The following is a 12,663-nucleotide window of genomic DNA, read 5'->3' as shown; positions in this document are numbered from 1 at the left end:
ACATGAATGTCAGATTCAGTGTATCCACCGCCTCACGGTTACCTGAGGGCCGGCGTGATCAGCGTTCGAAACGGTGTGGGTGGGGCCGTTCGGGAGGGTTTTTCCTGGCGCGCATCGTGTCGGAAATGGCAATGCCACCGAGGACGACGACGGCGGTGACGGCCGCGGCCAGTGGCGGCAGGAGCACCATGGCCGGCGCGGCGCCGAGGAGCACCAGCGCGCCAATTGTCCGGGAGCGGGACACCCGGTCGAATACGGCGTGTTCGGCCAGGGCTCGCCCGACAAGGAACAGTATCGGTCCGCCGACAATGACGAAGATCCACGCCGTTTCGGTGTGTCCGTACGGGTGATCGATCACGATTTCGTACCCGACGGCGACGGCGACGATGCCAGCCACCATGAGTACGTGGGCGAGGAACGCCTCCCGGACGAGGCGGGCGGGCCCGACGGAGACTCTGATCGCCTCGGGTAACAACTGGCCCGCCTTGAAAAGGTAGACCCGAAACAGCAGCACCGTCGTGATGAATGAGACCGCGAAGGCTACCGCGGCCCCGCCCTGCCGAAAGGACGTGTCGCTGTAGGCCGATCCCGTCGTCAGAATCAACTCACCGAGGGCGATGATGAAGAACTGTCGGTAGCGCTCGGACAGATATTCGGCCAGGACGGGCCACTGTCGTTGGGCGGGGCGGGTCCATGGCGCGGGATAGAACAGCAGCAGTGCGGCGCAGTCGATGGCCAGCGCCAGCGTCCACGACAACCCACGCGCCGAGCCCGACACGATGGCGCCAGCGAGCCACGGCACGGCGGAGATCGCGAACCAGAGGAACACCCCAGCCGCTCGACGCTGGGCCTCGTGGCCGCGCAGCGCCGGCACGATGACCAGCCCACGAACGATGTGGACGGCAACGTACGCGCCAGCGAAGGCCAGGCTCCGGTCGCCGAACGCCTGCGGCACCGCGACCGCCATTATCAGTGCGCCGAGCATGGCCGTGTAGACCAACAACTGAAGCTGCGGCCGCTGCGGATCGTAGAGATCGGTGACCCATGCCGTGACCAACCAGAGCACCAGGAAAGCCAGCAGCAACAGCAGGGTCTCCCCGGCTTCGACAAGGACCACTCGCCGCTCGGTGAGGTCCTCGACCAGCCGGTGGGAGACCCGGTTGAGGGCAAAGATGAACACCAGGTCGAAGAAGAGTTCCAGAAGACTCGGTCGCTGCGGTTGCCCCGGCTTACGCAGCAGCTCTGCTGCCCTTGTCGACATGGGCCGCCCGTTCTGCCGGCTTCGCCTATCTGGGTATTGGTACCACGCCGGGCGGGTCGTCGAGTTGATACCGAACGATTGCCAACGTGACATTCGCCGGATTCCCATGGGCGAGGGAGCAGCTACCCCCTCGCAGGGGATCGCTTCCGTTCCCCGATCGCCGACCGTGGAGGTAACACAGAGCCGCGGCACCGCGGCCGGATCGGGAGGACGACCATGCGTAAGACACTCGGATGGGGCATCGCGGCAGCGGCCATGCTGGTTGTGGCGGCGACGCCGGCCGGGGCCGCGAGCCACAGGCCGGCCCAGGTGACCGGATCGGCGGAGTTCGTGCTGCCGTACGGGCAGGACAGCGACGTGCGATCGTTCGCCTTCGACGCCCGGTCGGTGCCCTACAGCCGCCCGATCCCGCTGCCGGGCGGGGAGAAGGGTTCTCCCGCAGACGCCACGGGCACGGTGCGGGTCGCGCACTGGCTGGCCACGGAGAACATCACCGTCCGCTTCGAGGCGGCGGTCGACTGCATGATCACCAGCCCCGGTCATGCGACAGTGACCGGCGTGGTCATCCGCGCTGACGAGAAGGCCAGCGACTTCCTCGGCCAGCGGGTCGGCTTCAGCGTGCAGGACGGCGGCCGTGGCCGCGACCGGGTCGGCTTCACCTGGTCGGCCAGCGCCGACCAGAACGAGGCCGGCCAGTGGGGTCCGGCCCGGGTCGGCACCTGCCTCGCGCCGGCGGCGTTCGGCACTGTGACTCGCGGAAACTACACGGTGCGGCACGCCGAGCTGACCGCGCCGCCCGAGGGCCACTGACCACCACAGCGCTGTGACAGAACCACGGCGGGGCGGAGATCGCCCCGCCGTGGTGCGCACGCGCCCCGCGACGGACGGACTTCCGGCGATACCGGTCAGCGACGAGCTGTGACGACCCAGGCGCGCGAGTCGAAGTACACGCCGCCGTCGGTGTGGTGGGCGTCGAGGGTGGTGCGCAACCGCGTACGGGCCCGCTCGGCGGCCGAGGCGTCCAGGTTGGCGAGCAGATCCTTGAATTCCCACAGACGGAACACCGCATCGAAGGCGGCGGCGCTGTCCGGACCGTAGTAGACGGGTACGTGCACGTCGGTGAAGTCGACGTCCGCGAAGCCGGCCGCCACCAGGCGGTCTTTGGTGACGGTCTGGTCGGCGAGGGAGAACGGGTTCGGACCGCCGGGCGTGGCTGGCTCGTCGGTGAAGGTCCGGCGGATCGCCGTGGCCCATTCGTTGCGGTCGCGGGCCTGCCACACCAGCAGCACCAGGCGCGCGCCGGGGCGCAGCGCGCTGCCGATGTTGGTGAACGCGGCGACCGGGTCGGCAAAGAACATCGTTCCGAACCTGCTGATGCAGAGGTCGAAATGCGTCGGTGGGAAGCGGTGCACCTGGGCGTCCGCCTGTTGGAAGGTGATGTTCGGCAGGCCCTCGTCGTCGCTGAGCTGACGGGCCCGTTCGAGCATCGGCCCGGAGATGTCGACGCCTGTCGCGCTTCCGTTCACCGCCGCGCGGGCGGCGTCGCGGGTGGACTGGCCGGTGCCACAGCCGATGTCGAGCACACGGTCGTGAGAGCCGACACGGGCAGCGGCGCGGAAGAGTTCGTTGTGCAGGCGCAGTTCAGCGTCGTAGTCGAACAGGTCGGACATCACCGTCACCGGGTCCTCTCGATGCCTGTCAGCTGGCCCGGGACGACCTTCGGTGCCCGAGGCGGCGTAAGGTGGCCAGAATGTGCTCTCGTTCGGCGGCGGTGGTGCGGGGATCGACCAGTCGGTCCCGGACGGCCACGAAGAGCGCCTCCGCCGCCGGCACCTCCGGCGCCGGTGTGTCGTACGACAGCGGGGTGAGAGCGCGCAGGGCGGCGCCGAGCGGGAGGTCCAGGGCCGCGCAGAACGCCCGCACCTTGGGAAGCTCCGGATGGTGCTGCCAGTCACCGGACAGCCATCGGAAGACGGTGGAGCGACCGACGCCGCTACGAGCCGCCACTTCCGTGATGGACCAGCCACGCTCGTCGCTGGCGGCGTCGACAGCACCGCGCACGAACTGAGCGAACGCGTCCTGCGCGGCCCGTCGGGTGTCACCCATGTCCCGGCCGTCGCCTCCCCCGCAGTCGACACCCGGCGGGGCCGGTGCGTCGTGGTGCGTCCGCTTCCCTCCGCGGACGTGTCGCATCACAGTAATCGATGCCAATCGAGCTGACCGGGACCTCACACCGGTCGTCATCGCGGACCCCCTTTACGCGTTCCAGGCCTCGACCGGGGTGAGCGGCACCGGTTCGGGCCGCTCGGCCACCGTCGTCAGCTCGATCCGCCGTCCCTCGGCGGCCGACCGGAGCAGGGTGGTCATCGTTTCGAGGGCGTGCAGCGCGACGTCGCCGCCCGCCCGCGGCGGACGCTGACCGTCGGCCCTGACCAGGTCGATCAGACCGATGCCTCGGGAGGCCTGGGCGTAACCGGCGCGGGGTTCGAGGACGCGCCACTCGGTGCCGCCGAGCGCGAACAGGCGGACCTCACCATCGAAGTAGTTCGGATCCGGCACGGCGAGCGTGCCGGTCTCCCCGTGCACCTCGATCGGTGCGGCCGTCGTCGCGACGCCGTCGAAGCTCGTCGTGATGGTGGAGAGAGCGCCGTTGGCGTGCTCCAGCACGCCGCTGACGTGGGTGTCCACCTCCACCGGAACCCGCTGGCCGGTGCGCGGGCCCGAACCGATGACGCGCTCGGCGCGCAGGCGGCTGGCGGCTCCGACCACCGCGCGCACCGGGCCGAGCAGGTGGATGAGCGCCGAGATGTAGTACGGCCCCATGTCCAGCAACGGGCCGCCGCCCGGGGCGTAGTAGAAGTCGGGGTTGGGGTGCCAGCGCTCGTGCCCCGCCGTGACCATGACGGCCGACGCGGACAGCGGGCGTCCGATGAGCCCGCCGTCGATCGCCGCCCGCGCTGTCTGCGTACCCGTGCCCAGGACGGTGTCCGGTGCGCACCCGACGCGGACGCCGGCCGACGCGGCCCGTTCGATGATCGAGCGGCCGTCCGGGAACGTCACGGCGAGCGGCTTCTCGACATACACGTTCTTGCCCGCCTCGATCGCGCCGAGCGAGATGTCGGCGTGTGCCGCGGGGATCGTGAGGTTGAGTACCGTCCGCACGTCCGGGCGGGCGAGCAGGCGCTCGACGCTCAACGCCTCGGCCCCGGGAATCGTGGCGGCGACCGCGGCCGACCGGGAGGCGTCGAGGTCGGCCAGTGCAGCGATGCTCACCGCGGGGTGGTTGGCGAGCGTGTCCAGGTAGGCGCGGGAGATGACCCCGAGACCTACGACGCCGACGCGGTGCGGGTCGCCCACACCATCCCCCTCTCGATGACGGTACGGACGCCCGCGTGCTCCAGCACGTCGAGGCTGTGCCCCGGGGTCGTCACGACGATGCGCCCGGCACCCCAGAGCCGGGTCCAGATCGCCGGCGAGGTGACCGGGCGGTGCCACGGGTGCCACGCCTGCGTCGGGTGGGTGGTGACGGCGAGTATGTCGATCAGGTCGTCGTGCAGCACCCAGTACTGCTCGGTGACCAGGTCGAAGTCCTCGATGCCCGCGGTGATGGGATGCTCCCGGCCGAGGTCGGTGATGCGCACCGTGTGCGGCAGGAAGTTGTCCTCCGGGCCACCGTGGCGCTCACACGGCTCCTTGCCCGGATGGGTCGCGAACTGCCCGCCCACCAGTTGGAGATAGTCGGACGACGCGCGGAACGAGTCCACGATGCCGCCGTGCCAGCCGGTGAAGCCCGTGCCGGCGACGACCGCCGCGCTGAGACCCGCCAGCTGGTCGGCGGTGATCTGCGACATCGTCACGCACTGCACGACGAGGTCGGTGTCGGCCATCGCGGCGGCATCGGCGTAGATCTCCGTCGACTCCTCGACCCGTACGGCGTAGCCGCTGCGTTCGAGGTAGGGGATGAACAACTCCGTCGCCTCGACCGGTTGGTGCCCCTCCCAGCCACCTCGGACCACCAGTGCTCTGCGCTGCGTCACAGTCGCTCCCTCCCCCGGCCCGTCGCCACCGGGCTGGCCGCTCCCGCCCCGGTGACGAGCCGCCGATTCGCGTGCCTTGCGGGCACCGAAACCGTACTCGGAGGACACCACTGAGGACAGTGGCCGGGTTCCGCCTGCCGCAGTGGCTCAGGTCGCTACGGCCGCCCGGACGTCGTCGTCGGCGGCGCGCAGCCGTGCGGCGGCCTCCTCGGCGGTGCATTGCGCGAGCAGCAGCACGATGGCCGTCTTGGCGTGCCCGTGTGCCGCCGCGAGCGCCTGCGTGGCGGTGTCGAGATCGGTGTGGGCGGCTTCGGCGACGATCCGACGCGCCCGGTCGACGAGCTTCTCGTTGGTGGCGTTCATGTCCACCATCAGATTGCCGTAGACCTTGCCGAGCCGGGCCATCGTGGCGGTCGAGAGCATGTTGCAGACCAGCTTCTCGGCGGTGCCGGCCTTGAGTCGGGTGGAGCCGGTGAGGACCTCGGGTCCGGTGGGCACCTCGATGGCGACGTCGGCGTGCCGGCTGATCACCGCGTCGGAGTTGCAGGCGACGGAGACGGTCGTCGCGCCGAGCGCGCGGGCGTGGGCCAACCCGCCGACCACGTACGGGGTACGGCCGCTGGCGGCGAGCCCGACCACCGTGTCGCGGGCGGTCAGGCCGACCGCGTCGAGGTCGGCGACGGCACCGGCCGGATCGTCCTCGGCGCCCTCGACGGCGACACCGAAGGCTCCGGCCCCGCCGGCGAGCAGGCCGAGAACCCGGTCGGGCGGCGTACCGAAGGTGGGTGGGCACTCGACGGCGTCGAGCATGCCGATCCGGCCGCTGGTGCCGGCACCGAGATAGATGAGTCGCCCGCCCTGTCGGAGCGACGCCACGACGACGTCGACGGCGGCCGCGATGTCCGGCACGGCCCGGCGGACGACCTCCGCGACCGAGCGATCCTCGTCGTTCATCGCGAGGAGCAGCTCGGTGGGGGACATCTGGTCGAGGTCGCTGGTGCGGTCGTTGCGAGTCTCGGTGCCGAGGGTGCTGAGGTCCACGGGGTGGTCGTTCCTCTCGCTGGTGAACACATCGCCGGCCGACGGGAGGCGGCTCACCGGCGCGCGTTCCCCATATCAGCAGGCTGGAGGCTCAGCGTAGCCAGCCCAGGCCCGCTCTGGCAAAAAGTTTCGCGTTACTCTCGGCTAACGTCGCTTATTGACAACCGCTGGTAGGGAGCGAGCCGTGCGTCAACTCGACCTTGTCGTGATCGTGCTGTACCTCGTGGTGATCGCCTTCGTCGGACTTCGCCTGTCCGGCAGACAGAAGTCCGCCAAGGACTACTTCGTGGGCGAGGGTCGACTGCCCTGGTGGACCGTTTCGTTCTCCGTGGTCGCCACCGAGACCAGCGTCCTGACCGTGATCAGCGTGCCCGGTGGTGCCTACAGCGGTCAGGGGTTCGGCAACGTCGAGCTGGCCCTGGGTTACGTCATCGGTCGCGTCGTCGTGGCCGCGGTGCTCATCCCGCTCTACAAGCGGGGTGGCTTCGTCAGCGCCTATCAGTACCTTGGTGAACGGTTTGGCCTGAAACTTCAGGGTCTGGCGTCGGTCACGTTCGTCTTCACCCGGCTGCTCGCCGAGGGCGTACGACTGTTCGCCTCGGCCATCCCGATCAAGCTTCTCCTCGACGAGCTCGGCCTGAACGTCGGCTACCAGGCCATCATCATCGTTCTCACCCTCATCACGGTGATCTACACCTACCTCGGTGGCATCAAGGCGGTCATCTGGACCGATGCCATCCAGATGGGGCTCTACCTGGGCGGGGCGATCCTCGCCATCGCGGTGCTCAGCCACGCCGTCGGCGGCGACGGCTACGCGCAGGCGCTCGACGCCGGCAAGTTCCACCTCTTCGACACCAACTTCGACCTCGCGCACGTGCTCACCAGCCCGTTCGCCCTGCCGACCGCGATCATCGGCGGTGCGATCTTCGCGATGGCCAGCCACGGCTCGGACCAGCTGATCGTCCAGCGCATCCTGTCCACCCGCACCCTGCGTGACGGCCAGAAGGCGATGATCTCCTCGGGCATCTTCGTCGTCATCCAGTTCGCGGCGTTCTCCCTGGTCGGTGCGCTGCTGTGGTCGTACAACAAGGGTCAGACCTTCAAGGAACTCGGCCTGGACAGCAGCGACAACCTCTACCCGAACTTCATCCTGCACGCCCTGCCGGTGGGCATCTCGGGTCTGCTGGTGGCGGGCATCCTCGGCGCGGCGATGGGTTCGCTGTCGTCGGCGCTGAACTCGATGTCGAACTCCACCGTCGCCGACTTCATCCACAGCTTCTTCCGCAAGGTCCCGTCGGACGACGCGATGCTCCGGCTCGCCCGGGTGATGACCCTGGTGTGGGCGGTGCTGATGGCGATCTTCGCCTGCGCGTTCAGCTCCAGCACCGGGAACGTCTACCTGACCGGCCTGACCATCGCCGGCTACACCTACGGGGCGCTGCTCGGGGCCTTCCTGCTCGGCCGTCTCGTCAAGCGGGCGAACCAGGTCGACGCGGTGATCGCCTTCCTCGTCACCGTGGTGGTGATGACCTACATCGTCCGCTACGTCAAGATCGACGTCACGACGGCCGGGACCACCACCGCCACCGCCATCGCCGCGCAGTGGCTGGTCCCGATCGGCGTTCTGATCACCCTGGCCGTCGGCGCCGTGTCGAGCCGGTTCCACCCGGCCCCGACGACGTTCTACGACCATGGACGCACCGACGAGGTCGACGACGCGGCAGCCCCCGCCGGCCGGGCATGAAGGAGGACGTGATGCGCGTGATCGGCCTGATGTCCGGGACCTCGTATGACGGCATCGAAGCCGCCGCAGCCGAGTTCGACCTGAGCGGCGACACCCTGCGGATGCGAACGCTGGGCCGGCTCAGCCACCCGTACCCCGACCGGTTGCGCGCCCAGATCGCCGCCGCCCTGCCGCCCGCGGCGACCAGCACCGAGGCGATCTGCGTGCTGGACACCGGCGTCGGCCAGGCCTTCGCCGAGGCCGGCGTGCGGGCTCTCGCGGAGCTGTGCGACGGTCAGGCCGACCTGGTCGTCTCGCACGGCCAGACGATGCACCACTGGGTCGAGGCCGGCGTGGTCCGGGGCACGCTCCAACTGGGTCAGCCGGCCTGGATCGCGGAGGCCACCGGCCTTCCGGTCGTGGCCGACCTGCGCAGCCGCGACGTCGCCGCCGGCGGCCAGGGCGCTCCCCTGGTCGCCCTCTTCGACGCGCTGCTGCTGGGTGGCCTGCCCGGCGTCCCCGCCGCGCTGAACCTGGGCGGCATCGCCAACATCACGGTCGTCGCGCCCGACGCGGAGCCCCTCGCGTTCGACACCGGGCCGGCGAACGCGCTCCTCGACGCCGCCGCCCGCCACTTCAGCGGGGGCACCGAGGAGTACGACCGGGACGGGCGCGGGGCTGCCGCCGGGCAGGTGGACCCGGTCCTGCTGCGGCGGCTGCTCGACGAGCCGTACTACCGGCTGCCCGGCCCGAAGAGCACCGGCAAGGAGCTGTTCCACCTTCCCTACCTGCTCGCCGCCCTCTCCGACGCGCCCACGCCGGATCCGCAGGACGTGCTGGCCACCCTCACCCGGCTGACCGCGGTCACGGTGGCCGAGGCCTGCCGCGACCATGGCGTCACCCGGCTGATCGTCTCCGGCGGCGGCGCACGCAACCCGACGCTGATGCGCATGATCGCCGAGGAGCTGCCGGGCGTCGACCTGTCGTCCAGCGACGACATGGGTGTCGCGTCGGACGCCAAGGAGGCGCTGGCCTTCGCGCTACTGGGCTACCTGACCGTGCACGGGCTGCCCGGCGCCCTACCGTCGGGCACCGGCGCGCGGCACGCCTCCGTGCTCGGCAGCATCACCCCCGGCCGGCAGCCGCTGCGGTTGCCGGCGCCGGTCGACACCGCTCCCCGCCGCCTGCTGATCGCCGGCCGTCCCGCCGTGCCACCGGTGGCCGGCTGACCACGTTCCCGGGAGGATCCGCCCATGCACCCCGTCGTAGGACCACCCGCACCGACCGCAGCTCGCGCCCGCGAGGTCGCCGAGCTGCTGCGCTCGCGCCTCGACGACCCGACCCGGGCCAGCGCCGAGCTGCCCCGACGGTTGGCGGCGGCGCACGACGCCTCGCCGTACCTGTTCGAGCCGCAGGCCGTCGTCCGCGCCGCCTCGGCGGCTGAGGTGGGGGCGCTGATGGCCGGTGCACGGGAGGCCGGCGTACCGCTGACCCTGCGCGGCGGTGGCACCAGCCTCGCCGGGCAGGCCGGCGGCGCGGGGGTGCTGGTCGACGTCCGCACCGACTGGCGGCACGCCGAGGTGCTCGACGACGGCCGTCGCATCCGACTCCAGCCCGGCCTGACGATCCGGCAGGCCAACGCCCGGCTGGCCCGCTACCGACGCCGCCTTGGCCCGGACCCGGCCAGCGAGGCCGCGTGCACTGTGGGCGGCATGGTGGCCAACAACTCCAGCGGGATGACCTGCGGCACCACCGACAACGCGTACCGCACCATGGAGTCGCTGCGGTTCGTCCTCCCGTCCGGCACCGTCGTCGACTCCGCCGCACGCGACGCCGACGACCGGCTGCGCACCGACGAGCCCGAGCTGCACGCCGGGCTGCTGCGCCTGCGCGACAGGGTGCGCTCGGCACCGGGCTCGCGCGCCACCATCGAGCGGCTGTTCGCCATGAAGAACACCATGGGGTACGGGCTGAACTCCCTTCTCGACCACAGCAGCCCGGTCGAGATGCTGGCCCACCTGATGATCGGCAGCGAGGGCACGCTCGGCTTCGTGGCCGAGGCCGTCTTCCGTACCGTCGAGATCCACGAGCACGCCGCCACCGGCCTGCTGATCCTGCCCGGGCTCACCGACGCCACCGACGCGCTGCCCGCCCTGCTCGCCGCCGGTGCCCGTACCGCCGAACTGCTCGACGCGGCCGCCCTGCGGGTCAGCCAGCGCGACCCGGGTGCGAGCCCGACCCTGCGCGGCCTGACGGTCGCCGGGCACGCAGCGCTGCTGGTGGAGTTCGCCGAGGACAGCGCGGAGCGGTTGGCCGCGACACTGGCCGACGCCCGGGGAGTGCTCGACCGGCTGCCCGCCGTCACCGGCACCGAGCTGACCCGCGACCCGCGCGAACGGGCGCGGCTCTGGCACCTGCGCAAGGGCCTCTACACCGCGGTCGCCGGTGCCCGCCCGCCCGGCACCACCGCCCTGCTGGAGGACGTCGCGGTGCCGCTGCCACGCCTGACCGGCACCTGCGACGGCCTGATCGGCCTGTTCGACAGGCACGGCTACTCCGACGCGGTGATCTTCGGGCACGCCCGGGACGGCAACCTGCACTTCATGCTGACGCAGTCCTTCGACACACCGGCCGAGATCGACCGCTACGCCCGGTTCACCGACGACATGGTCGACCTCGTGCTGGCCGAGGGGGGAACACTCAAGGCGGAGCACGGCACCGGTCGGGCCATGGCACCCTTCGTCTGCCGCCAGTACGGCGACGAGCTGTACGACGTGATGCGCGAACTCAAGCGGCTGTGCGACCCGAGTGGCCTGCTCAACCCCGGTGTGCTGCTCAACGACGACCCGACAGTGCACCTGCGCCAGCTCAAGGCCGTCCCGACGGTCGACCCCGAGCTGGACGCCTGCGTCGAGTGTGGCTACTGCGAGCCGGTGTGCCCCACCGCCGACGTGACCACCACGCCCCGGCAGCGCATCGTCCTGCAACGACAGATCGCCCTCGCCACCGCCGCCGGCGACGAGGAGCGCCGCCGGGAGCTGACCACCGATTACGAGTACGCGGCGGTGGACAGCTGCGCCGCGGACAGCCTCTGCGTCACCGCCTGCCCGGTCGGCATCGACACCGGCGCGGCGATGAAGCGACTGCGCGCCGAACGGCACGGCCCGCTCGCCCAGCGCACCGCCCGCGCCGCCGCGCGACACTGGAAGGGTGCCGTGGCCGGCGTCCGGGTGGGCCTGAGCGCCGCCCACGCTGTGCCGACGCCGGTGACCCGCGCCACCACCGGGGTGATCCGCGGGCTCGGTGCGAGCGAACTCGTGCCGCTGTGGAGCGACGACATGCCACGCGCCGGCGCTCCCCGCCCCGCCCCCCGCAGCGCGCCGGACGCGCAGGCGGTGTTCTTCGCGGCCTGCGTCGGCAGCCTCTTCGCGCCGGAGGACGGCCCGGCCGGCGACTCGGCGGCGGCGTTCCTGCGCCTGTGCGACCTGGCGGGCGTGCCGCTCGTCGTGCCCGCGACGGCGGGCCTGTGCTGCGGAACGCCCTGGCAGTCCAAGGGTTACCCCGCCGGCCACCGCGAGATGGCCGAGCGGACCCTCGCCGCGCTCTGGACGGCCAGCGACGAGGGCCGCCTGCCCATCGTGTGTGACGCCTCGTCCTGCACCCACGGGCTGGCCCAGCTGACCGCCGCGCTGGCCGAGGAGGACCAGGCGCGTTACCGCGACCTGCGCTTCGTCGACAGCGTGACGTTCACCGCCGAGCACCTCCTGCCGGCGCTGCCGGAGCCCCGGCGTCTGGGCTCGCTGGCCCTGCACCCCACCTGCTCCACAGTGCACCTGGGCGGCATCGACGACCTGCGCGCCGTGGCCCGGGCGGTCGCCGACACCGTGACCGTGCCGGACAGCTGGGGGTGCTGCGCCTTCGCCGGCGACCGGGGGCTGCTGCACCCCGAGGTGACCGCCGGCGCCACCGCGGCTCAGGCCGCCGAGATCAACCAGCGCGGCTACGACGCGTACGCCTCCTGCAACCGCACCTGCGAGATGGGCATGAGCCGGGCCACCGGGCAGCCGTACCGGCACGTGCTCCAGGTGCTCGTCGAGGCGGTCGAGCCGCTGGCGTAGCCGGACGGGCTACTCCTCCGGGACGCGTGGGCCCACCTCACCGCGCCTCAGGTGCTCCTCGTTGCGGTCGGCCTCGCTGTCGGCGTTCGCGGCGCCGGCGCCGGGGTCCGTCGTGCGGCGCCCCTCGGCATCCTGATACACCTCACCGGTTTCGAGGGCTCTCTCCTGCTGACTCTGCTCAGGGGTGGTCATGAACGCCCAGATACCCTCCGGCCGCACCAACAAACGGTCAGTGGCGTGAATGCCGCAATTTAATGGCCGATCATCGGCGCAATCCGGTTCGCCATGAAATGGGAACGGGATGACTGCGAAAGCCCTCGCGTACCGGAGTTCCACCATTCAGTCGAGAACTAGTCACGTGTTCGACCCGAGCGACCGACGGCAATGGACGAACGCGCACCGGCCCCGCACCGAAAGCATCGACGGCCGACACGATCTGTGGATCCCATCAAAGATCACGAGTGTGATGATGTGACAGGGAAG

At 71.0% G+C, this 12,663-nt stretch carries 11 protein-coding genes; 4 read left to right on the top strand and 7 right to left on the bottom strand.

All coding sequences use genetic code 11. The features are described from left to right. Positions 1–58: 58 nt before the first annotated feature. Positions 59–1,261: a low temperature requirement protein A gene (locus tag KBX46_RS21605; protein ID WP_210793831.1), complete on the bottom strand. Its 1,203-nt coding sequence runs from the start codon at positions 1,259–1,261 to the stop codon at positions 59–61. Positions 1,262–1,477: 216 nt separating this feature from the next. On the opposite strand from KBX46_RS21605, the gene KBX46_RS21600 reads away from it, so the two are divergent. Continuing rightward, on the top strand, positions 1,478–2,071 hold the full coding sequence (locus tag KBX46_RS21600; RefSeq protein WP_210793830.1) for a hypothetical protein: 594 nt from the start codon (positions 1,478–1,480) through the stop codon (positions 2,069–2,071). Positions 2,072–2,166: 95 nt separating this feature from the next. On the opposite strand, the gene KBX46_RS21595 is transcribed toward KBX46_RS21600, so the two are convergent. The 5 genes from KBX46_RS21595 to murQ all read right to left on the bottom strand — a co-directional run bounded on the left by KBX46_RS21595 (position 2,167) and on the right by murQ (position 6,339). Then, positions 2,167–2,931 (bottom strand): class I SAM-dependent methyltransferase, encoded by a 765-nt coding sequence (locus KBX46_RS21595; RefSeq protein WP_210793829.1) that lies wholly within the window; start codon positions 2,929–2,931, stop codon positions 2,167–2,169. A gap of 28 nt (positions 2,932–2,959) precedes the next feature. Then, on the bottom strand, positions 2,960–3,367 hold the full coding sequence (locus KBX46_RS21590; RefSeq protein ID WP_210793828.1) for a helix-turn-helix transcriptional regulator: 408 nt from the start codon (positions 3,365–3,367) through the stop codon (positions 2,960–2,962). 150 nt (positions 3,368–3,517) lie between these two features. Continuing rightward, complete coding sequence (locus KBX46_RS21585) at positions 3,518–4,618, bottom strand: Gfo/Idh/MocA family protein (protein ID WP_210793827.1); 1,101 nt, start codon at positions 4,616–4,618, stop codon at positions 3,518–3,520. Continuing rightward, complete coding sequence (locus KBX46_RS21580) at positions 4,588–5,298, bottom strand: ThuA domain-containing protein (RefSeq protein WP_210793826.1); 711 nt, start codon at positions 5,296–5,298, stop codon at positions 4,588–4,590. Before KBX46_RS21580 ends, KBX46_RS21585 begins: the two co-directional genes overlap by 31 nt. 147 nt (positions 5,299–5,445) lie before the next feature. Further along, positions 5,446–6,339, bottom strand: a complete 894-nt coding sequence (gene murQ / locus KBX46_RS21575; protein WP_210793825.1) for an N-acetylmuramic acid 6-phosphate etherase — start codon at positions 6,337–6,339, stop codon at positions 5,446–5,448. Between the two features lie 184 nt (positions 6,340–6,523). On the opposite strand from murQ, the gene KBX46_RS21570 reads away from it, so the two are divergent. From KBX46_RS21570 to KBX46_RS21560, 3 genes are read left to right on the top strand one after another with little or no spacing between them, the layout of a single operon-like run. Next, positions 6,524–8,083, top strand: a complete 1,560-nt coding sequence (locus KBX46_RS21570; protein WP_210793824.1) for a sodium:solute symporter — start codon at positions 6,524–6,526, stop codon at positions 8,081–8,083. A gap of 11 nt (positions 8,084–8,094) precedes the next feature. Next, entirely contained in the window at positions 8,095–9,291 is a 1,197-nt protein-coding gene (locus KBX46_RS21565; protein WP_210793823.1) for an anhydro-N-acetylmuramic acid kinase, read from the top strand. A gap of 24 nt (positions 9,292–9,315) precedes the next feature. Continuing rightward, positions 9,316–12,180 (top strand): FAD-binding and (Fe-S)-binding domain-containing protein, encoded by a 2,865-nt coding sequence (locus tag KBX46_RS21560; protein WP_210793822.1) that lies wholly within the window; start codon positions 9,316–9,318, stop codon positions 12,178–12,180. Between the two features lie 9 nt (positions 12,181–12,189). Here the strand turns inward: KBX46_RS21560 and KBX46_RS21555 are convergent, their stop codons facing one another. Then, positions 12,190–12,372, bottom strand: coding sequence for a ribonuclease (locus KBX46_RS21555; RefSeq protein WP_099857667.1), 183 nt, complete (start codon positions 12,370–12,372; stop codon positions 12,190–12,192). Positions 12,373–12,663: the final 291 nt, after the last annotated feature.

This window comes from Micromonospora sp. C81, assembly GCF_018070425.1.
Classification (GTDB): Bacteria; Actinomycetota; Actinomycetes; order Mycobacteriales; family Micromonosporaceae; genus Micromonospora; species Micromonospora zamorensis.
The sequence above is the reverse complement of the archived record's forward strand: the minus strand, read 5'-3'. Positions and strand labels throughout refer to the sequence as shown.